We start from the raw sequence: 24,431 nt of genomic DNA on the forward strand, positions 1-24,431 counted from the left end.
TATTTGAAAGGAGTTCCCAATGGTTTCTCAAAAGGAAAATAAGACAACATCTGTGCAGCAATTAATTGCAAATTCGCGCAATCATAAAACGAAGAAAATAGTGGAAAAAGCAATGCCAACTCTATTATTTTCTGCAGCTCTTATCTCTATATTAACAACATTCGGCATTGTTTTCACACTAATTTTTGAAACGTTCGAATTCTTTAAACGCGTGTCGATTACGGATTTCCTTTTTGGTACACAGTGGCTACCTTTTTCAGGAAAGGAACCGTTATTTGGGATTTTACCTTTAATCGCTGGTACATTGAAAGTGACACTGATTTCCATAATTGTTGCAGTACCATTTGGCATTGCTTCAGCTATCTATTTAAGTGAATATGCAAGTGAAAAAATAAGACGTACTGTAAAGCCTATTTTAGAGGTATTAGCAGGTGTTCCAACAATCGTTTATGGATTCTTTGCATTAACATTCGTCACACCAATGCTACAGCAAATTATTCCTGGGTTAAAACTATTTAATGCACTGAGTCCAGGAATCGTAGTTGGGATTATGATTTTACCAATGATTACATCACTTTCTGAGGATGCTATGTCCTCTGTTCCAAATAGTATGCGTGAAGGTGCTTTGGCTCTAGGTGCAACAAAATTTGAGGTTGCCATTAAAGTTGTATTACCAGCGGCATTATCAGGTATAGTTGCTTCAGTTGTACTAGCTATTTCCCGGGCAATTGGTGAAACGATGATTGTTTCGCTTGCAGGTGGTTCTACACCAAAATTTGATTTAGATGTGACCGATTCTATTCAAACCATGACAGCTTATATTGTACAAGTTGCGACAGGTGATGCTGGTTATGGTACAACGATTTATTACTCGATCTATTCAGTTGGATTCACATTATTCATCTTTACATTAGTGATGAATTTACTTGCTCATTATATATCGAAACGCTTTAGGGAGGTTTACTAGCATGAGCATGCGCTATATTGATGACAAGGTCGTCATGAAACGAATGACAAAGCGTATTACATTTAATAAAGTTTGGAAGGTATTTTTCCTTTTAGCAACTACATTTGCCTTAGTGACTTTAGCCATTTTACTTTATCGAATTGTCACACAAGGTATTGATTATTTAACTTTCGATTTCTTGAAAAATTATGCATCACGCTTTGCTGATAAAGCTGGTATCAAGGCTGCTTTAATTGGTTCTCTTTGGTTGATGGGTGTGGTTGCACCCGTATCCATTATTTTAGGTGTTGGAACAGCAATCTATTTAGAAGAGTATGCTAAAAAAAATAAACTAAATGACTTTATTCGCATGAATATCTCTAACTTAGCAGGTGTACCTTCCATCGTTTTTGGTTTATTGGGATTAACAATTTTTGTTCGTATGTTGGGATTAGGTAAAAGTGTTTTAGCAGCTGGTTTAACAATGAGCTTATTAATTTTACCTGTTATCATTGTGGCAGCACAGGAAGCCATTCGTGCAGTACCAAGCGAACAACGGGAAGCATCCTATGGGATGGGAGCAACGAAATGGCAAACGATTGTGCGTGTCGTATTACCAGCTGCCATTCCAGGAATTCTAACAGGGAGTATTTTAGCATTGTCTCGAGCTATTGGTGAAACAGCGCCACTTGTTGTTTTAGGGATTCCTGTAATTTTACAATTTTTACCTAATGGTTTATTAAGTCAATTCACAGCTTTACCTATGCAAATTTATGATTGGGCAAAACGTCCTCAAGAGGCATTTCAATATGTGGCGGCAGCCGGTATTTTAGTCTTGATGTCAGTGCTTTTATTGATGAACTCTATTGCAATCTTTATTCGAAATAAATTCCAAAAACGTTATTAATGAGGTGACCTTATGGTACTAGATTTTAAAGAGGAAAAATCAGTTGTCAAATCGATTCAAACGGCGCCAAAGCTTTCGGCTGATGTTGCTAAAAATATAGTATATGATACTCGTCATTTAAACTTATGGTATGGAGATCATCATGGCTTAAAAGATGTCAATTTAAGCATCTATGAAAATGAAGTGACTGCTATCATTGGTCCATCAGGTTGTGGTAAATCTACCTATTTAAAAACGTTAAATCGAATGGTAGAGTTAGTGCCGATTGTTCGCACATCTGGAGAAATTGTCTATCGTGAGCGTAATATTTTAGACAAAAGCTATACAGTGGAGGAATTACGTACTCGTGTAGGGATGGTCTTCCAAAAGCCAAACCCATTCCCAAAATCCATTTATGATAATATTGCCTATGGTCCCCGTATCCATGGTATTAAAAATAAAAAGATTCTTGACGAAATTGTAGAAAAATCATTACGTGGTGCGGCTATTTGGGATGAGGTAAAGGACCGTTTAAATCAAAATGCATATGGTTTGTCGGGAGGTCAGCAACAACGTATTTGTATTGCTCGTTGTTTAGCGATTGAACCAGATGTTATTTTAATGGATGAGCCTACATCTGCACTTGACCCTATTTCAACATTAAAAGTGGAGGAACTTGTTCAAGAACTGAAAAAGGACTACTCGATCGTCATTGTTACACATAATATGCAGCAAGCGGCGCGAATTTCTGATCGTACAGCATTTTTCTTAAGTGGAGAGGTTGTTGAATACGATAAAACAGACGTTATCTTCCAGACACCTGCAGATCAACGTACTGAAGATTATATATCAGGTCGTTTCGGTTAAGGAGGAGGCAAGAATGGTTGTACGTGAACGTTTTGAACAGGAATTAAAAGAAGTGCAAGCACAATTTGTCGAGATTGCTACAAGTAGTATCAATGCCTTAAAATTAGCTTTTCAGGCATTAATAGAGCAGGATTTAGAGAAATCTCTGAAAATACTTGAAGATGATTTAGTAATTAATCGACTTGAGGAAGCTATTAATGATCATGTAATTTTACTGATTGCCAAGCAGCAGCCCGTAGCTACCGATTTACGTCGTCTGATGGTATTAGTAAAAGCTGCTTCGGATATGGAAAGAGTTGGAGATTATGCGGTTAATATCGCCAAAGAGACAATTCGCATTGGAAAAGAGCCACTAGTTTTTTCTACTACGAATTTGCAAACGATGTGCAATAAAACAGTAGAAATGCTGGAGAGTGTTATTAAAGCCTTTACTGAGGAAGATACGGTTCATGCAAAAGAAATTGCAGAATTAGATGATTATATCGATGATTTATATGGCGCGACAATCACGCTTTTACTTCGTGCAGGGGCTGAAAATCCAGCTCATATTTCTCAAATCACGCACTTAACTTTTGTGTGCCGCTATTTAGAGCGCTCAGCGGATCATGCCACAAATATTGCAGAACATTTATTTTACTTAGTTAAAGGCAAACATTATGAATTAAATAATTAATGAAGAGAAGAGCCAGCAACAAGCTCTTCTTTTTTTATGCAAATAAAGGTGATAGCAGCAACATGTTTACCAAATTTGCGTCAAATATTTGGGTGGATTTGTATTGTCAAAAAATTATTTTGGTTATACTATAGACATTATTTAAATAAAAGGGCGAAGGAGGTGCTGCTTCGTGAAAGACGCTGTAGATTCACTCATAGAAAAATTTGCTATTGAAATCACGTCAGAGCAACGTGATTATTTACGCTTTCTATATGAAAACTTACATTTAGAAGAATTAAGTGACAAGGAACAACATTATTTTATTGATTATTTTTACAAAAGTGAAGCATTACGAAATATGGCAGCATTTGCACTTGAATTGGCAGATATCATGCAAGAAATTCAAGAAAATATACCAACGATTGAGCAAGCGGAGCGATTAGCCAATGGAAAAGAACAGCGCTTATATTATGAGCAAAAGTGGGAGGAAGTAAGACGCCAAAAGCTAAAGCATCAAACAAGAAAAAAAGGGAATATCCTATATGTTCCTTTTAATGATTATAAAAAAGATCCTGGTCCAATCATTATCTGTCTTGAACAAACAACGGGGATGGAAGCCTATACAGAGCTTTGTAAAAGTATGATTTTACCATTATTTATGAGTGCACATCGTGAGCAAAGAGATTTGTATATTGTCCCCTACGACTATCAAATTCATGTACACTATCGCTTTGAAAATGGTCATTTGAATTTATCTGATTTTAAGGATTTTATGGAATACAAAGCAAAGGGAGAAGCTGCAATACTGCCCGTATTACATTTTGTTAAAGGCTTGCTGCAGGAAAATCAACATTGCGGTGAAGCAGATATTATTATCTTCACTGAAGGAAGGCCTATTGATGGTAAGCATCTAGTTGGAAAGCAAACTAAAACAATGCTAGAGGAAATGAAAAAGAAATATCACGCAGAATTTTCAGTTATCGCTATGCATGAGCATAATTTTAATGAGCAACAATTTTGGTTTGCCAATAAGGCCATCTTTGCGGATGATGCTATTCAATAACGATAAGAGCTGATCTTCAAAGTGATTGGCTCTTATTGTGTGCATATACATAGTAATTAGAGGAGAAAAATATGGATTTATTGAAATGGTTAATACCACCCAGTGTTACAGTTCCAACGTGGATGGATGTAATTATAGCTATCGCTCTCTGCGGTATTGGATGGCTTTTTCAGTATTTTGTTATAAAGAAAATTATTAATCGTATTGTTGTATTTTTAGAAAATCGACAGCGCAATTTTCAGGCAACGGTGCTGGCACAATTTAATAAGGCGATTCGCTACGCATTTATGGCTTCCGTTATCGTAATCAGCTTATCCTATTTAATAGATGTACCATTATTCACACATAAAGCGTCCAAAAATTTTGTGTTGTCGATTATTGTTTTCTTCGCTTTCAAAGGGGTATACGATGTTTTGAACTTTTATACAAAACAACCTTTGCCACTAAATGGTGAAGAGGAAGCGAATGTCCTATTACCATTTTTTCTTCGGATAGGAAAAGTGCTCATCATGATTTTTGCTATGTTTACCATTGCTTCCTTTTGGGACTTTAACTTAAATGGGTTTTTAACAGGTATTGGTTTAACTGGTGTAGCAATTGCCTTTGGTATTCGTGATACGCTAGCACATGTTTTTGGTGGAATGTCAGTTGCTTTGGATAACCCCTTTAAAATTGGCGATTGGATTGCAACAGAGGACCAAAAAATTGAGGGAACCATTGAGGATATTAATCTTCGCAGTACGTTGATTCAAACAGGTGATAAAGGACTTGTATATGTACCGAATTCTTATTTGGTCAATCGTCCAATCTATAATTTCTCAAGACGAGAAAAAAGAAAATGTGAGCATTTTTTATATGTTTCTACTGAAAATGAGGAAGAATCCATACGAGGTGCCTTAAGTGCCATTCAAAAAGAAATTTATTTGCATAATAAGACTGAAAAGGAAATGATTCATGTCTTTATCGATGAATTTTATCCGAGCTATTATCGTGTCCTTGTGCGTTTTTATGTGGCAAGTAATGACACAGCTATCATGTTAGATGTACGTCAGGATATTTTATTTGCAATTCGTCAAATCGTTGAGGAACTTCAAATTGTATTAATAAATCCAGCAGATGAAGAATGGTTTGGGACTAAAAAATAATTTGAATTGTTAGTTTTTTTGGTTTACAATGTAGGTGAGTAATCAGCTTTGATGAAGAGTAGTAGCTATTATTATTTGTTATAGAGAGCTAGTGGTTGGTGGAAACTAGTGCAAATGAATGGTGAATGGACTTCGGAGCTCTAATCCTGAAAAAAGTATGGATTAGCGTCTGCCTACGTTATAAGGCTTAGAGTGGGTCTTTCAGGAGACCAATGAAGGTGGCACCACGGCTTTTCCGTCCTTTTGTGATGGAAAGGCCTTTTTTTCTTGAATCAGCAAAAATCCCTCATCTCTAAAGTGGGTGGTTGAATGCTGAAGAGGGGCTTTTCGAGTGAGCTCGAAAAAATCCGGATACAATTAAGCTATGTTTTAAGGTGTAGAAGAGTAGAGCCTAGAGAAGGAGAGAGAATTATGACAGTTGAGCTTAGAACGTATACCATGAAGGTATTGCAAGGGGATATGATGACGCCTATTTCCGTCTATCAATCACTTGAAGGAAAGCATAAAATGCTATTCGAATCGTCTGCCAAGCACGAGGAGAGCGGTCGATACTCATTTATCGCCGTTAACCCAATTGCAGAATTATTTGGTGATAGGGATGGTTATACTTTTACCAGAGATCTTCATATAGAAAAGGGAAGCGAGAATGTACTTGCAAAATTAAAGCAGGTCATGCCGTTCCATCAAGAGCACTATCCCTTTGCCTTTTTTGGGGGTGCCATTGGTTTCTTTGGATATGAAACTGCTTTTTATACTGAGAGAATAGGTGAATACTTACAGGATGATTTAGAAATGCCAGACGTCCATATCTTTTTCTATGATACGTTTATTGTGTTCGATCATTTAAAGCAGGAGATTACATTGGCAGCTATTGATTTATTTGCTGACGGGCGTTCCCTTGAGGAAATGGAAGAGGAGATCACCCGGATTGAAGAGCAACTATACGCTGGAGCGACGTTTAAAGAGATGCAGCTTGGAGAGCTAAATTTCAAGCCGATACTTGCAAAAGAACAATTTATCGCATTAGTTGAACGTGCGAAACAGCATATTCTTAAGGGTGATATATTTCAAATTGTTTTATCCCAACGCTTTACCTCATCCTTTACTGGAAATCCATTTGCCTTATATCGTCAATTACGCACATCTAATCCCTCGCCTTATATGTTCTATATGGACTATGGAACATACACTATTTTGGGAACATCCCCAGAAAGTTTAGTGAAGGTAAAAGATCGTAAAGTAACGACAAATCCAATCGCGGGCACAAAGCCTAGAGGTCAAACAGAGGACCAGGATCATGCTATTGCAGAGGGCTTATTAAATGATGAAAAAGAAATTGCTGAACATCGGATGTTAGTAGATTTAGGTCGTAATGATTTAGGGCGAATTTCAAAAATTGGAACTGTAAAACTTGTAAAGTATATGAATATTGAACGCTATAAGCATGTTATGCATATCGTTTCAGAGGTTATCGGAGAATTACGTGAGGATGTGCATGTTTTAGATGTTCTCCGTGCCTGTCTGCCAGCAGGTACAGTATCAGGTGCACCGAAAATTCGTGCTATGCAGCTTATCAATGAGCTAGAGCCTGTGAAGCGTGGTGTTTATGCTGGAGCAGTTGGCTATATTTCTACAACTGGGGATATGGATTTGGCACTGGCCATTCGTACGATGATTATTAAGGATCAAAGTGCCCATGTTCAGGCTGGCGCAGGTATTGTGTATGACTCTGTACCATTGTCTGAATACGAAGAAACATTGAATAAAGCTCGCGCACTATTGGAGGTAAAAAAATGATTCTACTAATCGATAACTACGATTCTTTCACATATAATCTATATCAGCAAATATCAATACTTGGAAAGGAAGTAACAGTTGTACGAAATGACGAGCTTACTGTAGCTGATATTGAGAGCATGCGGCCAGAGGCGATTATTTTATCCCCTGGTCCAGGAACGCCAACAGATGCAGGTATAACAGTGGAAGTAGTAGAAGAGCTTTATAAAAAGTTTCCGATTTTAGGTATTTGTCTTGGACACCAAGCTATTGGTCAGGCTTTCGGAAGCAATATTGTGCAGGCTAAAAATATTATGCATGGTAAGCTATCTACACTTCAATATAAAAAAGCAGGATTATTTGCACAATTAGACGGTGAAGTTGAGGTCATGCGCTATCATTCGCTTATTATTGAGAGGAGTACTCTACATGAGGACTTTAAAATTTTAGCTACCGCAAGTGATGATGGCGAAATTATGGCAATGCAACACAAAAATTATCCGCTTTTTGGTCTGCAATTCCATCCAGAATCCATCGGTTCAGAAGAGGGCAGTCTCATGATGCAAGCCTTCTTAAATCATATTTCATAAAGTAAATAGAAAAGGCTGTCACTCTAATATTGACAGCCCCTTTTCCTATTTATTGTTTTTTTCCTGTAATTAGCCTTGCAATTTCCTCTAAGGACATCGAGGAATTGACCTCATAGGAACCTATTTGTAAGCTTCGTGCGTATTTTGCATTGGCAAGTAAGAGCTCCATCTCCACACTATTGTCAATGATACCGCCATCTTCCAGCTTTTTTGCCACCGTATATGGGGCCATGCCACTATAAATTTGAAGCGTCATGGTAGCCGTATTGTTAGTGCTGTCTACAGATTTATTTATAGATTCAGATGGCTTAGGCTTCTCAGTATTTTCCTTAGGAGCCTGTTTTATTTGCTCCTTTAACGAAGCAATTTCTTGATTTGCTTGTGCAAGCTTTTTTTGAAGTTCCATTACTTGCTCTCCATTTGTGGAGGCCTTTGTCGGAAGACCGATGCTGAAATCGAAACGAGTGGCTAAAGCTATCAAAGCTCCTACAAGAAATAAGGCAATGCCAAATGCACGGATTGCAGAATTATTCATCAATTAACGACCTCCGTTTGCAATCACTTGTCGGACTTGTTCCTCAGTTAAATTAGAGCGAATACTTATATCTGCTATGGACATTCCTTGCTTATTAAGTTCAAGCACCTGACTTACAATAATTTGATGAATGGGTTTTGTTTTGGCAGCTACTTGTCCATTTTTGGATACTTGAGCTGCTTGTTGCACAGCTTGCATGACCTGTTGAACCTTTTGATTGGATACTGAGTTATTTATTGCTGACGGTGTTTTAACCTGAAACTCGGGCTCAAGCAGTAGCTCCTCTTCGACAATTTTAAGTCGTCGTTTCAATTTGTTGGTTTCCTGGAAAATTGAGATCGATAATTCTTCCACATCCTGTTCGACTTTTTTTGCACTATTTTTGAAAAAGAACGATACAATGATAAGAACAATACCTACGCTCATAAGTATGATGGATAAATCCACTAGTTTCACCCCATTAAAAGTATGTAATTATCCCGCATAAACAGGCAGTCAGTTATCTGTACTGAAAGCGAAGCATCAGATACAAGATTCCCACTCCAAGATTTAAGTGAAACAAAAAATATAAGTGAGAGATTACTGACCGTAAATCCCGATTGAGGCCAACAAGATGTTGGTCACACAAGCATTTCCGCAGGATGAGGAGTACTTAGCTTGTGTTCCTCTACAGCAATCAGGTGGGATGAGGAAAAACCCACCGATTGAAGTTTCACTTTATAAGGTATTTTACCATATGCAAACTTAATATGAAATGAAGGTAGATTTTTTTTCAGTTTGTGTTATAATGGGTTAGTCGTATAAATCATGCTCAAATTTAAATTCTTGATATAGAGTGGGAGGGTTAATGATGCGCGTAAACATTACTTTAGCTTGCACAGATTGCGGCGAACGTAACTACATTTCTAAAAAGAACAAGCGTAACAATCCAGAGCGTCTTGAACTTAAAAAATATTGCTCTCGCGAGAAGAAATACACTCTTCACCGTGAAACTAAGTAATCGCTCATTAAGCCAAAACCACAAGTGGTTTTGGCTTTCTACATTTTACTAGGGGGTGGCTTATCATGGATAAATCAATATTGCGAAACAGGATAAAGGAAGCGCTTGCAACTATGAGTGAGGAAGCTTATCATGAGCAGTCTTTAGCTATAGTAAAAAAAGTGCTACAGGAACCATATATAATAGAAGCAAAAACGATTGGTATTACCATTTCCAATAAACCAGAAGTCGACACAATTCATCTGATAGACGAATTATGGAAGCTTGGTAAAAAAGTTGCTGTTCCAAAATGTAACCCAAAAACAAGAGAAATGACATTTTACGTTATTAATTCTTTTGAACAGCTTGAAACTGTATATATGCATTTACGTGAGCCAATTCTAGAAAAATGTGAGTTTGTTGACGCAAATGAGATGAATGTCCTACTTGTTCCAGGTGTTGCTTTTGACCAATATGGCTATCGAATAGGCTATGGCGGTGGTTATTATGACCGCTATGTATTAAACTATAAAAAGGGTAAGCTCATATCATTGCTATTTGATGAGCAGCTAGTTGATCGTGTTCCTACAGAAGCACATGATTGCCCAGTTGATATCATTGTGACGCCCACAATACGTATAGATTGTGTTGCACAACGAGGAGCGAATTAAAATGGATAAAATGTTAGATATTTATGAATTATTGAAAACATACGGCACTTATATTTACACACGTGATCCTATTGGGGATTTAATGCTAATGGAGGATGAAATTCGTGAGTTGTATAAAGCAAATGTGCTAGATAGTAAAGATTACCAAATGGCATTGTTACTAATTCGACAAGAAACTACAAAACTTCGTATGAAAGAAAATAATCAATCTTGATTGAAAGATTACGAATTTGGGTATTGTAAAAATAGTGTAACATGTTTGTAATATTCAAAGAAACAGTGGCTTTCCACTGTTTTTATGATTTTATGAAACTTTTAACAATGCAAAACGTATATATAAGTATCCAGCGCATAGGAGTAAGGATAAAAGTTTTTAAAAAAATATATCTGTTGATTATCTGTAAAAAAAAGATTAAGATATATTTTGTTTCAGTAACAAATGTTAAAAATTATTATTTTTTTGGGTAAGAAAGTAGGGAGGATGTTAGGAATGAAATCAATTAAGTGGCCTAAACATTCATTTATGATACTAGCAATTGTAGCAACTTGGATAAAAACGGTCATTGTTTATCACACAAGTTTTGAGATGAAAATTGAAAATGCGATGCAACAATTTATCTTGTTTATTAATCCATTAAGTTTCTTACTCTTTGCTTATGGATTAGCATTATTCTTTAAATCAGCAAAGGCTAAAAACCGATATATTATTACTGTCAGTGTTCTTTTATCAATTGTCTTATATGGAAATGTGGCATTCTATCGTTTCTACAATGACTTTATTACATTACCGGTATTATTCCAGACAAGTAATTTCAGTGATTTAGGAACTTCTGTAGCAGCAATTGTAAACCCATGGGATCTGTTGTATTTTGTTGATGTACTTATTCTAATTTTAGCTAATAAATATCTACCTAGAATGAAAGAAGCAGTAAAAGTTAACGTGGAATTCCGTCGTGCGTTCTTCGTTTTAGCAATTGCTATGTCTTTCTTAAACTTAGGACTAGCAGAAACAGAGCGCCCACAACTGTTAACACGTAGCTTTGACCGCGAGTTACTTGTAAAAAATATTGGTACGTACAACTATCACTTATATGATATTTATATTCAATCAAAATCTTCTGCTCAACGTGCGTTAGCAGATGGTAGTGAACTAGTAGAGGTGAATAACTATATTCGCTCTAACCAGGCAGCCATTAACCCAGAAATGTTTGGTAAATACAAAGGGCGTAACTTAATTGTTGTGTCAATGGAATCTTTACAAAACTTCGTCATTAATAATCAGATGGATGGTCATGAAATTACACCGTTCTTAAATTCTTTAACAAAAGATAAAGATACTTTTTATTTCAGTAATTTCTATCACCAAACAGGCTTAGGTAAAACATCTGATTCAGAGTTTATCTTAGAAAACTCATTGTTCGGCTTAGGTCGTGGTGCTGTATTCTTCACACATGGTGGAAATACGTACAACTCAATGGCAGATCGTCTTGGAGAAAACGGCTACTTTACAAATGTCATGCATCCAAATAATAAATCATTCTGGAACCGTGATATCATGTATCAATCTTTAAATATCGATAAATTCTATGATATAGATTCATATACTATTGGAGAAGGGGAAGCTGTTAACTGGGGAATGAAAGATATCCCATTCGTAGAGCAATCTGCAGCATTAATGAAAGATATGCCACAGCCATTCTATTCTCGACTAATTACATTAACGAACCATTATCCGTTCACATTGGACCCAGATGATATCATGATACCTGAATATACTTCAAATTCAGGTACATTAAATCGCTACTTCCAAACAGTTCGTTATATGGATGAAGCACTGAAAGACTTCTTCCAAAGTTTAAAAGATCAAGGTGTATATGATAACTCTATTATCGTGATGTATGGTGACCATTACGGTATTTCAGAAAACCACAACAAGGCGATGGCACAGTATCTAGGAAAAGAAAGCATCACACCATTTGATAATGCAATACTACAAGAAGTACCTTTATTCATCCATATCCCTGGAGCTGGCGATGGTAAAGAAATGACTGAGGTAGCTGGACAAATGGATCTACGTCCAACAATCTTACACCTTCTTGGCGTTGAAACATCAAAAGATATGCAAATGGGCGCAGATCTATTCTCACCAGAGCATGAAGACTTTGTTATATTCCGCGATGGTCGATTTATAACAGATAAATATGTTTATGCTGGAGAAGCTTGCTATGACAAAGCTACTGGTGAAGAGATTGATGGCGAGCCATGCCAGCCATACGCTGATCGTGCTACAATGGAATTAGAAAATTCCGATGCCATCATTAACGGTGACTTGCTTCGATTCTATGATGAAAAAACTGGTAATTTGAAACAAGAAGCTGTGAAATAACTGAAAGAGGGATCTCTATTTATGGAGATCTCTTTTTTGTTTAAGTTTGGAAAAGACTGCTGTTCGGGTAGAGCAGAAGAAATTTCTCTAGGATAGCGGGTAAACTGCCCAGATAAGTGATATCCGCTCGGGTGAGGATAGAAACTGCTCAGGTATTGGGTGAAATCGCTCAGGTGGTGAGGAAACACGCTCGGATGAAGGGAAGAAACGCTCAGGTAGCGGGTGAAATCGATCGGGTGTGGAAAAATCCGATCGGGTAGCCACGAAAACTGCTCAGGTCAAGGAGATATACGCTCGGGCAGTGAAAAAAATCGCTCAGGTGAAAGGAAGAAACGCTCAGGTAGCGCGTAAAATTGCTCAGGTGAGTGGGAGATACGCTCAGGCGGCGAAAGAAATCGCTCAGGTAGAAGGTGAAATCGCTCAGGTGGTGGGAAAATCCGCTCGGGTAGCCAAGAAAACTGCTCGGTTAAGGAGAAAAACGCTCGGGCAGTGAAAAAGTCGCTCAGGTGAGCGGGAGATCCGCTCAAGTGGCGAAAGAAATCGCTCAGGTAAGTGGAAAATCCGCTCGGTTAAAAGAGGATGTATCTCTCATACATAGAAAAAGAGCAGCCTCGTAGTGAGACTGCCCTTGTTTCCGTCTAGATTTTAGTGTAATTTTGGTGGGTAACCACTATGAACGATTGTCATAATGACGAACCAACCGAATACTACAGCACTTAATAAGTTGAAAACAACACTTAAAAGGTTCTTTTCTTTAATTGCTTGGAATGTACCAACTACAGCTAAAATAGCTACTAGACCAAAAATAACCATTAATAAGTTCATTAAAAATTGACACTCCTTTCGACATCAGAAAATGAATGTCGTAAACAATATTCCTCCTTAATTGTAAACGTTCTACCTGTTTTTGTCGAGAACTAAAATAGCGTAAACTATGAACATTTATCGTCAAATTGCGGCAAAGGCTGTATAATAGGAAGTTGAGGTGATGACAATGATGAACGTACGAAGTTATTCACTTGGACCTGTCCAAACGAATTGTTATATCGTATCGAATAAAGAGAAGGAATGCTTAATATTTGATCCAGGAGAGGAAGCACAGCGAATAATTAAAGCGATACGCAGTAATGGTTTAACACCATTGGCTATTTTTTTAACACATGCACATTTTGATCATATTGGTGCAGTGGATGCTGTCCGTGAAGCTTTTAATATTCCCGTTTGGATCCATGAAAAGGAAGTTAGCTGGTTAGGGGATCCATCAAAGAATGGCTCTAGCAAATATGCTGCCTTACCAGATTATGTTGTGGCTGTACCGAATGAAGAAAATATAATAAAAGAAGAGCGTCTATTTGAAATGAATAATTTTGTTTTTAAAGCAATTTTTACACCAGGACACTCACCTGGCAGTATTTCCTATATATTTGAAAATGATGGCTTTGCCATTGTAGGAGATACGCTATTTGAACAAGGTGTAGGAAGAACTGATCTAATTGGTGGTTCAACTAAGGTGCTTTTGGCATCCATCCATGATAAATTATTAACGTTACCAGAGGATATGATTGTTTATCCAGGCCATGGTAATTACACGACGGTCGGAGCAGAGATGGAAACAAACCCATTTTTAAATGGATTTTAAAAATGGTAGATCAATTAGCCTCAGCATAATTGTAGCTGCCGCTTTGCTTTCGCTACAGAAAACATTTGTAGCTGTCGCTTTGCTTTCGCATAGATAAACAATGCGTCTGGATTTTTTTCGAGCTCGAAATGCTCCTCTTCAAAATCCGTGACATCCGCCAGAGGCTTTATCTTGATTCAGCGGGCGTTTGTACATCCACTAAATAAGAAAAAACAACATTCATCTCCCCACCCTATAGAGTTGGGAGTATTCAGCTGAATAAAGATAAATTAAACAATTTCATCTACTTGTGTTAAAATAAAAATAGGTGATGTAAATGGAATTAATTTTACTTTTATCGTTGCTTACTGATTTTAATTATTTAATTCAACATAGTCCGTTTATTAAAGTATATATTTATACTATATTTGATAAAATTTCTGTTTTTGATACGAATTTTGAAGTAACAATTGATTTAACAGTCAATGTTAATTTTGAAACGAAGATATATTTATCTCATATTACACTTAATAAATGGCTGAGAAAAGTAATTTACAGTAAATCCGATAATGATGAGGAATTAGTATCCCTTTTATAAGAAAAATTATAAAAGGGGAGATAATCATTAATGCTTGAATTATTAACACAACCATTGACAATTTTGTTAGAGGCTTTTTTTCATTTTACAGGGAGCTATGTTTTTGCAATCGTACTTCTGACGGTGCTTACACGTTTAATTTTAATGTATCCAAATTTCAAGTCTTTTAAATCCCAACAGGTGGTCACGCAAACTACCCAAGGAAATAAGGAGCAATTATTAGCGCTCCAAACAAAGTTAAGCCAAGCTAAAACAGATGAAGAACGTAAAGAGTATCAATTGCAAATGTCTCGATTAATGATGGAAAACTTTTCAGGAATGAAAACGGGATGCCTAACAGCGCTTATACAATTTCCGATTTTAACTGGCTTGTATTTAACCATCTCTAAAAACAATGCTATTATGCATGAGAGCTTACTATGGTTTAATCTTGGGTCTGCAGATATTTTTATGGCAGCTGTTGCAGGGTTAGCGATGATGATTCAAATGTATGTATCATTTAAGCTAGCAAAAAATAGTAATCCACAAATGAAAATGATGATAGGGATCATGCCTGTTATGATAGTATTCTCATCTCTTTTCATGCCGTCAGCCATCCCATTCTATTGGACCGTGTCCTCTATTTGGATGATTGTACAAACAATTGTGTTTAATCAATACAAACCTAAACTAACTTCATAAAATATTAATCCCCCTCATCTCTAAAGGGGGATTTTATTATGCTCATAAAAGAGATAGAGACAAAAAAAGCGTGCCTCATATTTTAAATGAGACACGCGATTTTCTCTGTATTAATGACCGCCACCAGGTACGTGAATAAATGTTGTATAGTACGTGAAGCCAGCGAAGAATACAGTTAAATATGCTCCGAAAATGTACATGTACATACGTTCTGAAAGGTTTAAGAAGCCTAATAATAAGAATAAACCTGTATTACCTACGAATAATAGCGATACCTCGTTCATACCACCAAGGTAGAACATAACTGCAAAAATACCTGTCCAGAATGCCATAACTTTATACATATTATCCATGAAATTTCCCCTCCTTTTGCCCACGACACAATAATCTCTTACTCATTATAAATGATATGAAAGGTGTCTGTAAACTGGAACTTCTCCTTCTTTGTGACAAACAAATGGAATTTTAAATTAGCGATCTATTTCTGTCACGTTTATTTCATATTTACATAAATCACAATTATGTATCATACTTTCAATCTGTACAAATTCATTACTAGAAAATAATGCATCTAACTGACCCTTTAAATAGGATTCATGTAAAGAACATACAATTTCTGAATGGGTAGTAAGCTGTTCCTGGAACGGACAATTAAATATGGAGAATATCACCTTTTTGCCATGCTCTGTTTGCTGTATTTGTGGAATATAGCCAATTAATGCAGCATTGTCTGATAATAGTTGAAGCTTTTGGTCGAAGGAAAGGGTATTATTTAATTTTAACTCAGCACTTACATAATTTTTCATCTGCTGGAATCCATCTTGATAGCTGATGTCCATACATTTTGTTAAAGCAGATGGACCAAATTCCTGAATTAATTGTATAGCCCACTTCAATAGTCGATCCTCATCACGCCTTGGGAATGTTAATGATACTCCTTTTTCGGAAGCCTTATATACACGGCCAGGTCGCCCTCCCTTACCTGTCTTAGCAAAATCAGCAGTAATTATATTAATTTCTGAAAGTTTTGTTAAGTGCAGACGTGCAACGTTGGGATGAATGCCGAATTTATCAGCAATATTTTGGACCGTTACTGTTTTTCTCTCTTTCAATATGTACTCATAAATCGAGTATCTAGTTTCATCGGCTAATGTACTAGTAATCTTTAATGGATGGATCATTTGCTTCACCTCAATTGAATTTTTCAAATATTATTTAGTCTACCAAGTGTTAGTAAAATAATCATGTTGATTCTATTATATTGTATTATTGAAAAAGATACAGTTCCTTTCGGCATAAATATTAACTTTTTCATGTGGGGATGTTCTTTTTTAGTGGAAATTTGCAAGTTATCCACATTTTTATACCAAAAAACTAATTTGATAGGCGTTTTAACAGCAAAATTTTATTTTGAGAAAAGGGCTTTTCTCGTGGCGCATTCGTAACTATACTAGGAAATAACGAATAGGGCGGTCATATTCGAATGAACTAGAAGAGAGGTGCAAATGTGCAGAATTTCGAAACAGTTGTCGAACAAAAATGTGAGCAACTTTTACTAAGGGCTTATCATTTCGGTGCATCAGATTTATTATTAGTACCTGAAATGGAACGGTATCGTCTTTATTTTCGGAAATACGATAAGCTACTTCAGGCTGGTGAGCTACCGAACGATCTAGCAGAACGAATGATTTCCTTTTATAAATTTTTAGCAGCCTTAGATATTAGTGAGCGTCGCAAACCCCAAAGCGGCTCCTTTCAGAAATCAATGGAGAAAGATCCATATGCCTTCCGGGTATCTACACTTCCCTCAGTGTTTTTAAAAGAAAGTCTGATTATCCGACTTCTTCTACAAAACCATGCTTTTCCACTTACTTCTTTATGTTATTCCAAATTCGCAGCGAACATCTTAATGGAGCTTGTGAAACATCGACAAGGGCTCCTATGCTTCACAGGGGCAACCGGGTCTGGAAAATCAACTTCGCTATATTCACTCATTCATTATTGCTCAACAGAATTACATCGTCATGTTATCTCCTTGGAAGATCCTGTAGAAAATAATCAAGCGAATCTTCTTCAAATTCAAGTAAATGAACGAGCTGGTGTTACATATGCTGCAGGCTTAAAGGCCATTTTACGCCACTCACCTGATGTTATATATAATAATATGGGGGGAATAATTATTTTTAATAAATGTTGATTTATATATAATAATTGCAACCTTCTAAATTATTAAGGGTTATAATTGTGAGATATATTACACAGGGATATGGGAGGAAATAATATGCAAAAAAGGTTTGTTGTTAGGCAAGAAAGAATTATTGATTATTCATCTAAAGATTATAAAGAAGTGTATTCAACCTTCATATGTACAGTTAATAAAAATGGACTAATTATTCCACATTTTATAAGTATATTTATTGACATTAACTATGGGAATCTCTCTTTGAATAGTCAAAAAAGGTATGCAGAAGAGTTGAAAAAATTTTTAAATTTCATTATGAAACGTATTGAAGAAAATGATGTTTTATACGTAAATCTGAAATTTGAAGGATTGTCAGGACTTAAATTAGAGCATGGTGCCGGATATTTAAAAATATTATCAGCTAGAGTTAAATCTAAAGAAATTCAAGGAAGCAATTTTCACTTTGCTGAAAACTTATTAATGAATTTTTATTATTGGGTATCCTCTATGCAAATATTAAATGAGAAAATTGAATTTAAAACCAAAAATGTAATTATTAATAATAAAAGAATGGAAATATTAAGAAGCCCATTTCATAGATTAGATTTAGGTGTTAATAAGCCTAAGCGAATTAAAAGCAGAACTATAAAAACAAGATTACATAATTTTGGTCCTGGGAAATTAGATTTGGTAAATCTATTTTTACAAGTTGCAGAATTAAATGAGCCAGATATAGCTTTTGGAGTAGCTTTACAATTTTATGGGGGCTTAAGGTTAGGAGAGGTATTAAATTTAAAAAAAGATAGTCTTAAAGAAGAAGTATATGCCGAATATACACCTTTGTTAGTGGAAATATTCGATAATTGGGAAGAGTTATTCTCAGGTAATTCTAACTTGAATGGAGAGCAGGTAAAGTTTGAGAGAGAACAAATTATTTTTAGAGTTGAGATTGTCGACAGATTGTATAAAAAACATATGAAACGAATATCTAAAAATAAAAGCCAAGCAGCTTTAATTATTTCTTCTAAAAACGGAAAACCAATAAGAGCACAAACATATAGAAAAAAGTTTAATAATGTAAAAGATAAATTTTTAGAAATAGTTTTAAATAATAGCATAAGTGATTATAAATATCTGATTTCTAAACCCTGGTCTACACATATAGGAAGAGGTATCTTTACAAATATTCTTGTATTTAATTTAAAGTTGTTACCCTCGGAAGTTGCTTTATATAGAGGTGACAAATCTTTAGATTCTGCCAATGACTATATTGAGGAAAATAACATTATTATAAAAACAAAAACAGCTATTAACGAACTAGAATCTATTATTAAAAATTCGCAAGAGAATTGGCTGGAGGAATAATATTTGCAAGAATATATAAGTTTTAATTATATAAAAGAAAATAAATTATTTGCAGGTTATTTTTTAAATAAACGAAAATTAGAGGAATTGGCTAAAAAAGATGTTGTAAGAACAAATATTAAAAACAATGCTTTATATTATTGTGTTGAAGATATAAAAGTTTATATAAAAGAGTTAGATTCTTTTTTTGAAGAACATATATCCCTAAAGGCACTTGCAATAGAAGAGTTTGCTATAAAACCATATGCAAAACAAATTAGAGACATAGCAGCATTTTTTAATAAACTAGGTATTAAAGTAACTAAACATCAATATATCCCCTTAAATCAACCACACAAATATATAGCTAAGAGGGATTACGAATTGTTTAAACATAAATACATTAAATTTAAAGAGTTGTTTGAGCAACAAAATTTCCATGCTTTAGAAGGAAATTTTTTCAAAGAGCTAAAGGAAGAAAATGTAGAAATTATTGATATTTATCCTAAATTTAATTACATGTACATTAATAGAAATGATTTTAATAATGTGAATAATTTGATTATTAAAAGCTCAACTGACGATGTAAGTTTTGAAGATGCAAGAGTGAAGTTAGATCTAAGTGATTCTAAAAAAAATTTTTCAATAGTATTACATATTTATAAAATAGATTCGTATAGAGGTAAATATAAAAAAAATTATATACGAAATAAAGATATGGATTTTTTACTGAAAGAGCAAAAAAAAGTATTAAGCTATCTTAGGGAAAACTTTTATAGCTTAGATGATTTAAGAGAAATTTTTGAAAAAGAATTAGGATCAAAAGTACCTGAAAAAATCTCGAAATTCCGAAAAATAGCAATACCTATTATAGCTAAAACAAAAGAATTTAAGAATAAAGCCATTTTATATGATAAAAGCAAAGTAATTGATCACAAGAATAATTTAGAGAGAGAGAATAGGATTTCGAATTTACTAAAAATTACTTCTACTGATTATATTAATTTGCTTTATGATTTTTTAGATATTTATGATTACAAGTTTGAAAATAATAATACAATAACTATGTTTTATTGGCATAAATATTTGTTAAGACTAATTGAGCAAAGTAGTGCAACCCATGAGACTTTAATAAATAACATTAGTATGTACGCAAAAATCACACTTTTAATGGACGAAATTACTAATGATTCTAGAGAGTTATTTGACTTTACAGAAAAAGAATTAAGATTAAGAATTTTTAACGAAAAAATTTATAGAAATTATAGAGATGTGATATTCAGATTTATAGGGGAATTCAATGAAGTATTAATTGAAAGAAAAAATAGGATAATCAGTACTGATAATTTAGGAGTTAGTATTAGAAAAAGTGAAAAAGATAAAGCTATATATGACTTAGAGGAGTATATTCAATTATGCCACTTTATATCAGATTATAATTACCATAAAGAACGAGCATTGCAAATTATTAAGGAGCAATTAATAGGAAAATCTTCTGTCTATAAAGATTATACCTCTTATTGGCTATACATATTAATACATTTAAATAATGGCTTTAGGAAAAGAGAGGTAATTAATTTTCCGAAATCTAATGAAAGTGTTTTAACTTATCTTGATGTTCATACAATAGAGCAATTAGAGAGTATTAATATTGATAAAAAACAAGCACGATATATTGTAAAGATGTATCAAGTGAAATGGTATAAACATAATAAGAATTTAGAAGAATCCCCTTTCTATTGTTCTGAAATGTTAGCACTGTCATTTTCTTATTGTGTTCTTTATTGTGAATTTATAGCAAGTATGAACAATATAGATACTGGAAAATTAATTACTTTTAGTACTGCAGCTAATCTTCCTAATAAAGTGATAAATAGGTACTTTTTTAAAGATTTTTCTAATAATAAATTTCTATTTGAATCCAGAAAGATGACTAAAACAGTTCTTACCCTAATAAATACTGTTTTAAATAAAAATGGTAATCTTGATTTGATAAATGTTGCTCGACATTTAAGAGGTCATGTTACTATCGAAACTACTAAGTTTTATATATCTATTCCTCAAAAGCATTTTGATATGGTTGTTAATCAATTGTTTGAAATTGGTTCTTTTGGTTACGTTTATACAGAGTTGTATAACAAAAATAAAAATTCAAATAAAGAATGTAATGAAGATGAAAAAATTCAGTTTATTTACCATGTTAAAGAGTTATTTGGAGGAGTATCTCAAATCGAATTATTATTAAATAAGATCACATTTATACAGCAGCAACGAAGAGAGTCTAAAAATTATATTGATTCTTTGAATAGAGAGCAAATTGATGAAAAACTTAAACAACTTTCACTGGGTTTAGCATTTATTAAAGACCACAACTATCAATGTCTTTTCAATCATTGTTTAAATATTAATTATGATTGCAATAAATGCCCTTTTGCTATACCTAATTGGTACGAACTTGTTACTATTATTAATCGAATGGGAAGGAATATCTTAAATTATAAAAATGCACTAATAAATTCAGAATATCAAATAGGAGAATTAAAGAAAATTTATAATTTAATACTCCTGGATTTGGATAAAATCATTCAAGGTTCAAAAACATATGGAAAGGAACTTATTGAATTGTTATTGGAACAATCATTTGAAGAATATGCAAAGGAGTTAATTAAGTTACCTGATCCATTAACATATAAGGAGTAAATAAAATGATAAGCATATTAAGAAGTGAACTTGATGAGTTTAATGAATATCATTTTGATGAAATGAATTCAATTGAGCAAGCTAAGGAAATTTTAGATGAATATCAGAATAATTATGATGTTCCTTTGTTCCAATTTGAAGATGATATTTGGCATTTAGATCAATATTTAAGAGATAATAATAGAAAAATTAAATTTGAAAAGCTATTTAATGAAATAGAATTGAATGTTAATTTTGATAAAAAAAATAAAATAATATTAAAATGTTGGGTATCAAGTTTAATGGGTAGTTTTTCTTCTACTACAATTATTTCTTACTTTAATGGGTTGATTAAATTTGCAAAATTAACTAATAAGTTCACAGAGTTTAAATTAGAAAATTTACAAGTTAAATTTAATAACTTATCTATATCTTCTAAAAATGAGATTTGTAATTCCGTTGGAAACTTAATGGATTACTTTTGGGATTATTTCCAAGGGGATTCAACCGAGGTTTATTCTCTCATTAATCATTTTTCTAAAACATATAACAATAGCCATGGAGTTAGAAAACTCCCTAAAACTAAAGATATTTTAATTTTTGATAATGTAATTAATGATTATTTTAAACAAGATTTGGATTTAATAACATTAAAGAAATGGCTTCCAATATATTTTTGGTGGAGGTTAACTATAATTATTCCTATGCGAACATCTGAATTTGCGAAGTTAAGAAAAGATTGTATATATTCTAAAGGTGAAATTTATTATTTAAAGATTATTAGGGTAAAAGCAAACCAAAATGTTAGAGAATTTGACCCACTATCAGAAATTTCAATTCCAAAAGAGTTATATTTAGAAATGAAGCAATATCTAAAATTAACAAAAGAAACGAATAAGTCTAATACTTTTATATGTTTTAAATCAATTTTAAAAGCTACCAAATCACGTATTTTTAATATTAAGAGATTTGACTTTAATTTAAATAGACTAAATAATTTACTAGCATTATTTTACGAAGAAATAGTATATGGAAAATATAATTTTAGATTAAATAGAGATAGTTCAGAAAATTTCTCTATTGAAAGGCAATTGCTACCTAATGATACTAGGCATCTTGCTTTTATTAATTTAAAAAGACAGGGCTACCATCCAGTAGAAGTTGCAAGAATTGGTGGGCATTCATCACTAAGGTCACAGGAACACTATTTTAGTCATCTTAATAATTTTCTTGATTTAGAGGTTATTGCTCTATTCTCTAATAACAAAATTGTTGAATCAAAAAAATCTATAGACTTCAATTTTATAAATGAATTTGTATTAAAGCCAGTGAGGACTGATCACAAAACACAATTAGATTATGGATATTGTACTGATCCTGAAATGAATTGTAGAGTTGAAGAATGTTGGGTTTGTGAATATTGGAGAATTACAGTTGAAGAATTTGAATTAAAGAAGGGATTGTTAGAAGAGAAAATAAATCAAAAAAGAGATGAAGCTTTGGAAATTATTTCATCATTTGAAAAACTTTATTCTGAGATTTATTCAAATTTAGGTGTTAATAATACCAATTTTGACTTATCAATAAGAAACGAGAAAATAAAGTTAAACAATATGGCAAGAAAATTTGATTCAACAATTTCGAAGTTTATTGACTTAAACAAACTTAAAACAAAAGGGGGTATCATAGATGAGTAAAAGAGGAAGAAAGATCAAAGTGTATCCATTTGAAGAGATTAATATGATATTATACAATTTTACCAGTGAGTATTCCCCAGGATTACTTAAACCATTGGAAATTTACAGATACGCAATCGAACTTTTTGAAAATGGAACTATAAAGAATAAATATAGTGAAGATTTTTGGAGAAAACCTGGGAGGCAAGGAACTGAAGCTATTGTTAAAGCGAATCATCTATATGTAAATTCTATAAAAAATACAAATGATCAGCTAAGCAAGATAGTAAATACAGAGCAAATAGTTGATAAACTATTGATAAATATTGATAAGAAAATAAAAAAACAATTAATTAGTTCTTTGAAAATAAATGAAAAACAAGCTGAAAAAGTCATTGTATTGAATAGGAAAATTTCCCGAATAGAAGAAGATAAGTTAAAATTGAGAAATGAAATTGAATCACTTAAAGAAAAATTGATTGAATATCAGAAAATCATTTTTTCATGGACTTTAGCTAGCCATATTTCTAATGATTCACTATTTAATATAACTAAAAGTACTAATTTTAAAGAAAGTCCTGTTCTTCAATTTTCTTTTAATAAATTGTTTGATGAAGAAGTAGAGATAACAAAATTTTTTGAGTTATACTTAAATGAATTTTTTAACAAATTGACAGTTGAAAATGAAAAGGTAGTAAAATTTGAAGAATCTAGGATAAAAAAATTACTACAAGATGAAATATAAAAATAGATAATTTAAAGCAAATGTATAAGGCTCAATCTGTATTTTATGTTTATTACTAAGTGACTCTATGATTTAAATTTTATATGGTGATGGTAAAAAGATAGCGACACCTGCCATCCATATTTAGAATATTTAGATATAATTAATAAAAGAGGCCTTTTTATTTAAATGATTTTATTCGGAAATCAGATAATAAAATGTTTGGTTCTAAGTAGACTAATCATTTTGATTAAACCGATCAGCACCCACATGCGCATATATTCTGCACATTGTAAATGCCTATGAGTGGATTAAATTAGATGACTAAACTAAATTTAAGCATGCTTTTTCACATAAAGCTTTATTAGGGTGTGTCCTAGGAATATTTAATTTAATATTTGTTTAAACATAAAAAGCAGACAGTTTAGAA

At 33.4% G+C, this 24,431-nt stretch carries 27 protein-coding genes and 1 other annotated feature; of the genes, 22 read left to right on the forward strand and 5 right to left on the reverse strand.

Annotated elements, in window-relative coordinates; all coding sequences use genetic code 11:
• Positions 1-19 precede the first annotated feature (19 nt).
• From pstC to AC2CGN_RS10050, 8 genes are all read left to right on the forward strand, one after another.
• Entirely contained in the window at positions 20-967 is a 948-nt protein-coding gene (gene pstC / locus AC2CGN_RS10015) for a phosphate ABC transporter permease subunit PstC (RefSeq protein WP_286927281.1), read from the forward strand.
• A 7-nt stretch (positions 968-974) separates the two neighbouring features.
• Positions 975-1,853 carry a phosphate ABC transporter permease PstA gene (pstA, locus tag AC2CGN_RS10020; RefSeq protein ID WP_054771004.1) on the forward strand — a complete coding sequence of 293 codons (879 nt, stop codon included), beginning with the start codon at positions 975-977 and terminating at the stop codon, positions 1,851-1,853.
• Between the two features lie 12 nt (positions 1,854-1,865).
• Positions 1,866-2,699 carry a phosphate ABC transporter ATP-binding protein PstB gene (gene pstB / locus AC2CGN_RS10025; protein ID WP_286927280.1) on the forward strand — a complete coding sequence of 278 codons (834 nt, stop codon included), beginning with the start codon at positions 1,866-1,868 and terminating at the stop codon, positions 2,697-2,699.
• Between the two features lie 13 nt (positions 2,700-2,712).
• The gene (phoU, locus tag AC2CGN_RS10030; RefSeq protein ID WP_427541653.1) at positions 2,713-3,372 is read left to right on the forward strand and encodes a phosphate signaling complex protein PhoU; all 660 of its coding nucleotides are present in this window, start codon (positions 2,713-2,715) and stop codon (positions 3,370-3,372) included.
• 172 nt (positions 3,373-3,544) lie between these two features.
• Positions 3,545-4,417: a vWA domain-containing protein gene (locus tag AC2CGN_RS10035; protein ID WP_484513631.1), complete on the forward strand. Its 873-nt coding sequence runs from the start codon at positions 3,545-3,547 to the stop codon at positions 4,415-4,417.
• Positions 4,418-4,488: 71 nt separating this feature from the next.
• Positions 4,489-5,562, forward strand: coding sequence for a mechanosensitive ion channel family protein (locus tag AC2CGN_RS10040; protein ID WP_484513632.1), 1,074 nt, complete (start codon positions 4,489-4,491; stop codon positions 5,560-5,562).
• Positions 5,563-5,601: 39 nt separating this feature from the next.
• Positions 5,602-5,808 (forward strand) — a binding site (T-box leader).
• Positions 5,809-5,973: 165 nt separating this feature from the next.
• Complete coding sequence (trpE, locus tag AC2CGN_RS10045) at positions 5,974-7,359, forward strand: anthranilate synthase component I (protein WP_429982416.1); 1,386 nt, start codon at positions 5,974-5,976, stop codon at positions 7,357-7,359.
• Positions 7,356-7,928 carry an anthranilate synthase component II gene (locus tag AC2CGN_RS10050; RefSeq protein WP_484513634.1) on the forward strand — a complete coding sequence of 191 codons (573 nt, stop codon included), beginning with the start codon at positions 7,356-7,358 and terminating at the stop codon, positions 7,926-7,928. The genes trpE and AC2CGN_RS10050 overlap by 4 nt, the downstream gene beginning before the upstream one ends.
• A gap of 49 nt (positions 7,929-7,977) precedes the next feature.
• Here the strand turns inward: AC2CGN_RS10050 and AC2CGN_RS10055 are convergent, their stop codons facing one another.
• Both AC2CGN_RS10055 and AC2CGN_RS10060 read right to left on the reverse strand, forming a co-directional pair.
• Positions 7,978-8,463 carry a hypothetical protein gene (locus AC2CGN_RS10055; protein ID WP_429982414.1) on the reverse strand — a complete coding sequence of 162 codons (486 nt, stop codon included), beginning with the start codon at positions 8,461-8,463 and terminating at the stop codon, positions 7,978-7,980.
• A 3-nt stretch (positions 8,464-8,466) separates the two neighbouring features.
• The gene (locus tag AC2CGN_RS10060; protein ID WP_484513636.1) at positions 8,467-8,889 is read right to left on the reverse strand and encodes a hypothetical protein; all 423 of its coding nucleotides are present in this window, start codon (positions 8,887-8,889) and stop codon (positions 8,467-8,469) included.
• A gap of 187 nt (positions 8,890-9,076) precedes the next feature.
• On the opposite strand from AC2CGN_RS10060, the gene AC2CGN_RS10065 reads away from it, so the two are divergent.
• From AC2CGN_RS10065 to AC2CGN_RS10090, 6 genes are all read left to right on the forward strand, one after another.
• Positions 9,077-9,211: a hypothetical protein gene (locus AC2CGN_RS10065; protein ID WP_429985676.1), complete on the forward strand. Its 135-nt coding sequence runs from the start codon at positions 9,077-9,079 to the stop codon at positions 9,209-9,211.
• A 102-nt stretch (positions 9,212-9,313) separates the two neighbouring features.
• Positions 9,314-9,463, forward strand: a complete 150-nt coding sequence (gene rpmG / locus AC2CGN_RS10070; protein WP_008408521.1) for a 50S ribosomal protein L33 — start codon at positions 9,314-9,316, stop codon at positions 9,461-9,463.
• A gap of 65 nt (positions 9,464-9,528) precedes the next feature.
• On the forward strand, positions 9,529-10,113 hold the full coding sequence (locus AC2CGN_RS10075; protein WP_484513638.1) for a 5-formyltetrahydrofolate cyclo-ligase: 585 nt from the start codon (positions 9,529-9,531) through the stop codon (positions 10,111-10,113).
• Between the two features lies 1 nt (position 10,114).
• Complete coding sequence (locus tag AC2CGN_RS10080; RefSeq protein ID WP_283868673.1) at positions 10,115-10,327, forward strand: YqgQ family protein; 213 nt, start codon at positions 10,115-10,117, stop codon at positions 10,325-10,327.
• A gap of 276 nt (positions 10,328-10,603) precedes the next feature.
• Positions 10,604-12,499: an LTA synthase family protein gene (locus AC2CGN_RS10085; RefSeq protein WP_429987676.1), complete on the forward strand. Its 1,896-nt coding sequence runs from the start codon at positions 10,604-10,606 to the stop codon at positions 12,497-12,499.
• A 238-nt stretch (positions 12,500-12,737) separates the two neighbouring features.
• Positions 12,738-12,992: a hypothetical protein gene (locus AC2CGN_RS10090; RefSeq protein ID WP_484513640.1), complete on the forward strand. Its 255-nt coding sequence runs from the start codon at positions 12,738-12,740 to the stop codon at positions 12,990-12,992.
• Between the two features lie 152 nt (positions 12,993-13,144).
• Here the strand turns inward: AC2CGN_RS10090 and AC2CGN_RS10095 are convergent, their stop codons facing one another.
• Entirely contained in the window at positions 13,145-13,324 is a 180-nt protein-coding gene (locus AC2CGN_RS10095; protein ID WP_031416957.1) for a DUF2759 domain-containing protein, read from the reverse strand.
• A gap of 169 nt (positions 13,325-13,493) precedes the next feature.
• On the opposite strand from AC2CGN_RS10095, the gene AC2CGN_RS10100 reads away from it, so the two are divergent.
• From AC2CGN_RS10100 to yidC, 3 genes are all read left to right on the forward strand, one after another.
• On the forward strand, positions 13,494-14,138 hold the full coding sequence (locus AC2CGN_RS10100) for an MBL fold metallo-hydrolase (RefSeq protein WP_286927263.1): 645 nt from the start codon (positions 13,494-13,496) through the stop codon (positions 14,136-14,138).
• Positions 14,139-14,478: 340 nt separating this feature from the next.
• Entirely contained in the window at positions 14,479-14,715 is a 237-nt protein-coding gene (locus tag AC2CGN_RS10105) for a hypothetical protein (protein ID WP_286927262.1), read from the forward strand.
• Between the two features lie 30 nt (positions 14,716-14,745).
• Complete coding sequence (gene yidC, locus AC2CGN_RS10110; protein ID WP_484513642.1) at positions 14,746-15,396, forward strand: membrane protein insertase YidC; 651 nt, start codon at positions 14,746-14,748, stop codon at positions 15,394-15,396.
• Between the two features lie 110 nt (positions 15,397-15,506).
• Here the strand turns inward: yidC and AC2CGN_RS10115 are convergent, their stop codons facing one another.
• A complete protein-coding gene (locus tag AC2CGN_RS10115) occupies positions 15,507-15,749 on the reverse strand; it encodes a DUF2626 family protein (protein ID WP_024361272.1) in 243 nt (80 codons plus the stop codon).
• A gap of 117 nt (positions 15,750-15,866) precedes the next feature.
• Positions 15,867-16,604 (reverse strand): helix-turn-helix transcriptional regulator, encoded by a 738-nt coding sequence (locus AC2CGN_RS10120; RefSeq protein WP_429982407.1) that lies wholly within the window; start codon positions 16,602-16,604, stop codon positions 15,867-15,869.
• Positions 16,605-16,903: 299 nt separating this feature from the next.
• On the opposite strand from AC2CGN_RS10120, the gene AC2CGN_RS10125 reads away from it, so the two are divergent.
• The 5 genes from AC2CGN_RS10125 to AC2CGN_RS10145 all read left to right on the forward strand — a co-directional run bounded on the left by AC2CGN_RS10125 (position 16,904) and on the right by AC2CGN_RS10145 (position 24,022).
• A complete protein-coding gene (locus tag AC2CGN_RS10125; protein ID WP_484513645.1) occupies positions 16,904-17,593 on the forward strand; it encodes an ATPase, T2SS/T4P/T4SS family in 690 nt (229 codons plus the stop codon).
• 84 nt (positions 17,594-17,677) lie between these two features.
• Positions 17,678-18,943: a hypothetical protein gene (locus tag AC2CGN_RS10130; protein ID WP_484513647.1), complete on the forward strand. Its 1,266-nt coding sequence runs from the start codon at positions 17,678-17,680 to the stop codon at positions 18,941-18,943.
• A gap of 3 nt (positions 18,944-18,946) precedes the next feature.
• A complete protein-coding gene (locus AC2CGN_RS10135) occupies positions 18,947-21,622 on the forward strand; it encodes a hypothetical protein (protein WP_484513649.1) in 2,676 nt (891 codons plus the stop codon).
• Between the two features lie 5 nt (positions 21,623-21,627).
• Positions 21,628-23,298, forward strand: a complete 1,671-nt coding sequence (locus tag AC2CGN_RS10140; protein WP_484513651.1) for a site-specific integrase — start codon at positions 21,628-21,630, stop codon at positions 23,296-23,298.
• Complete coding sequence (locus AC2CGN_RS10145) at positions 23,291-24,022, forward strand: hypothetical protein (RefSeq protein WP_484513652.1); 732 nt, start codon at positions 23,291-23,293, stop codon at positions 24,020-24,022. The genes AC2CGN_RS10140 and AC2CGN_RS10145 overlap by 8 nt, the downstream gene beginning before the upstream one ends.
• The last annotated feature ends 409 nt before the right edge of the window (positions 24,023-24,431 follow it).

It is taken from the genome of Lysinibacillus sp. DFXJR4 (assembly GCF_057196045.1).

Excerpts from the sequence above, each read along its gene's own strand:
- AC2CGN_RS10075 (WP_484513638.1), top strand. The coding sequence starts at position 9,529 with ATGGATAAATCAATATTGCGAAACAGGATAAAGGAAGCGCTTGCAACT.
- yidC (WP_484513642.1), top strand. The coding sequence starts at position 14,746 with ATGCTTGAATTATTAACACAACCATTGACAATTTTGTTAGAGGCTTTT.
- AC2CGN_RS10085 (WP_429987676.1), top strand. The coding sequence starts at position 10,604 with ATGAAATCAATTAAGTGGCCTAAACATTCATTTATGATACTAGCAATT.
- AC2CGN_RS10050 (WP_484513634.1), top strand. The coding sequence starts at position 7,356 with ATGATTCTACTAATCGATAACTACGATTCTTTCACATATAATCTATAT.
- AC2CGN_RS10040 (WP_484513632.1), top strand. The coding sequence starts at position 4,489 with ATGGATTTATTGAAATGGTTAATACCACCCAGTGTTACAGTTCCAACG.
- AC2CGN_RS10060 (WP_484513636.1), bottom strand. The coding sequence starts at position 8,889 with ATGAGCGTAGGTATTGTTCTTATCATTGTATCGTTCTTTTTCAAAAAT.
- AC2CGN_RS10055 (WP_429982414.1), bottom strand. The coding sequence starts at position 8,463 with ATGAATAATTCTGCAATCCGTGCATTTGGCATTGCCTTATTTCTTGTA.
- pstC (WP_286927281.1), top strand. The coding sequence starts at position 20 with ATGGTTTCTCAAAAGGAAAATAAGACAACATCTGTGCAGCAATTAATT.
- AC2CGN_RS10080 (WP_283868673.1), top strand. The coding sequence starts at position 10,115 with ATGGATAAAATGTTAGATATTTATGAATTATTGAAAACATACGGCACT.
- AC2CGN_RS10065 (WP_429985676.1), top strand. The coding sequence starts at position 9,077 with ATGTTGGTCACACAAGCATTTCCGCAGGATGAGGAGTACTTAGCTTGT.
- trpE (WP_429982416.1), top strand. The coding sequence starts at position 5,974 with ATGACAGTTGAGCTTAGAACGTATACCATGAAGGTATTGCAAGGGGAT.
- rpmG (WP_008408521.1), top strand. The coding sequence starts at position 9,314 with ATGCGCGTAAACATTACTTTAGCTTGCACAGATTGCGGCGAACGTAAC.
- pstA (WP_054771004.1), top strand. The coding sequence starts at position 975 with ATGCGCTATATTGATGACAAGGTCGTCATGAAACGAATGACAAAGCGT.
- AC2CGN_RS10115 (WP_024361272.1), bottom strand. The coding sequence starts at position 15,749 with ATGGATAATATGTATAAAGTTATGGCATTCTGGACAGGTATTTTTGCA.
- AC2CGN_RS10130 (WP_484513647.1), top strand. The coding sequence starts at position 17,678 with ATGCAAAAAAGGTTTGTTGTTAGGCAAGAAAGAATTATTGATTATTCA.
- phoU (WP_427541653.1), top strand. The coding sequence starts at position 2,713 with ATGGTTGTACGTGAACGTTTTGAACAGGAATTAAAAGAAGTGCAAGCA.
- AC2CGN_RS10095 (WP_031416957.1), bottom strand. The coding sequence starts at position 13,324 with ATGAACTTATTAATGGTTATTTTTGGTCTAGTAGCTATTTTAGCTGTA.
- pstB (WP_286927280.1), top strand. The coding sequence starts at position 1,866 with ATGGTACTAGATTTTAAAGAGGAAAAATCAGTTGTCAAATCGATTCAA.
- AC2CGN_RS10140 (WP_484513651.1), top strand. The coding sequence starts at position 21,628 with ATGATAAGCATATTAAGAAGTGAACTTGATGAGTTTAATGAATATCAT.
- AC2CGN_RS10100 (WP_286927263.1), top strand. The coding sequence starts at position 13,494 with ATGATGAACGTACGAAGTTATTCACTTGGACCTGTCCAAACGAATTGT.
- AC2CGN_RS10145 (WP_484513652.1), top strand. The coding sequence starts at position 23,291 with ATGAGTAAAAGAGGAAGAAAGATCAAAGTGTATCCATTTGAAGAGATT.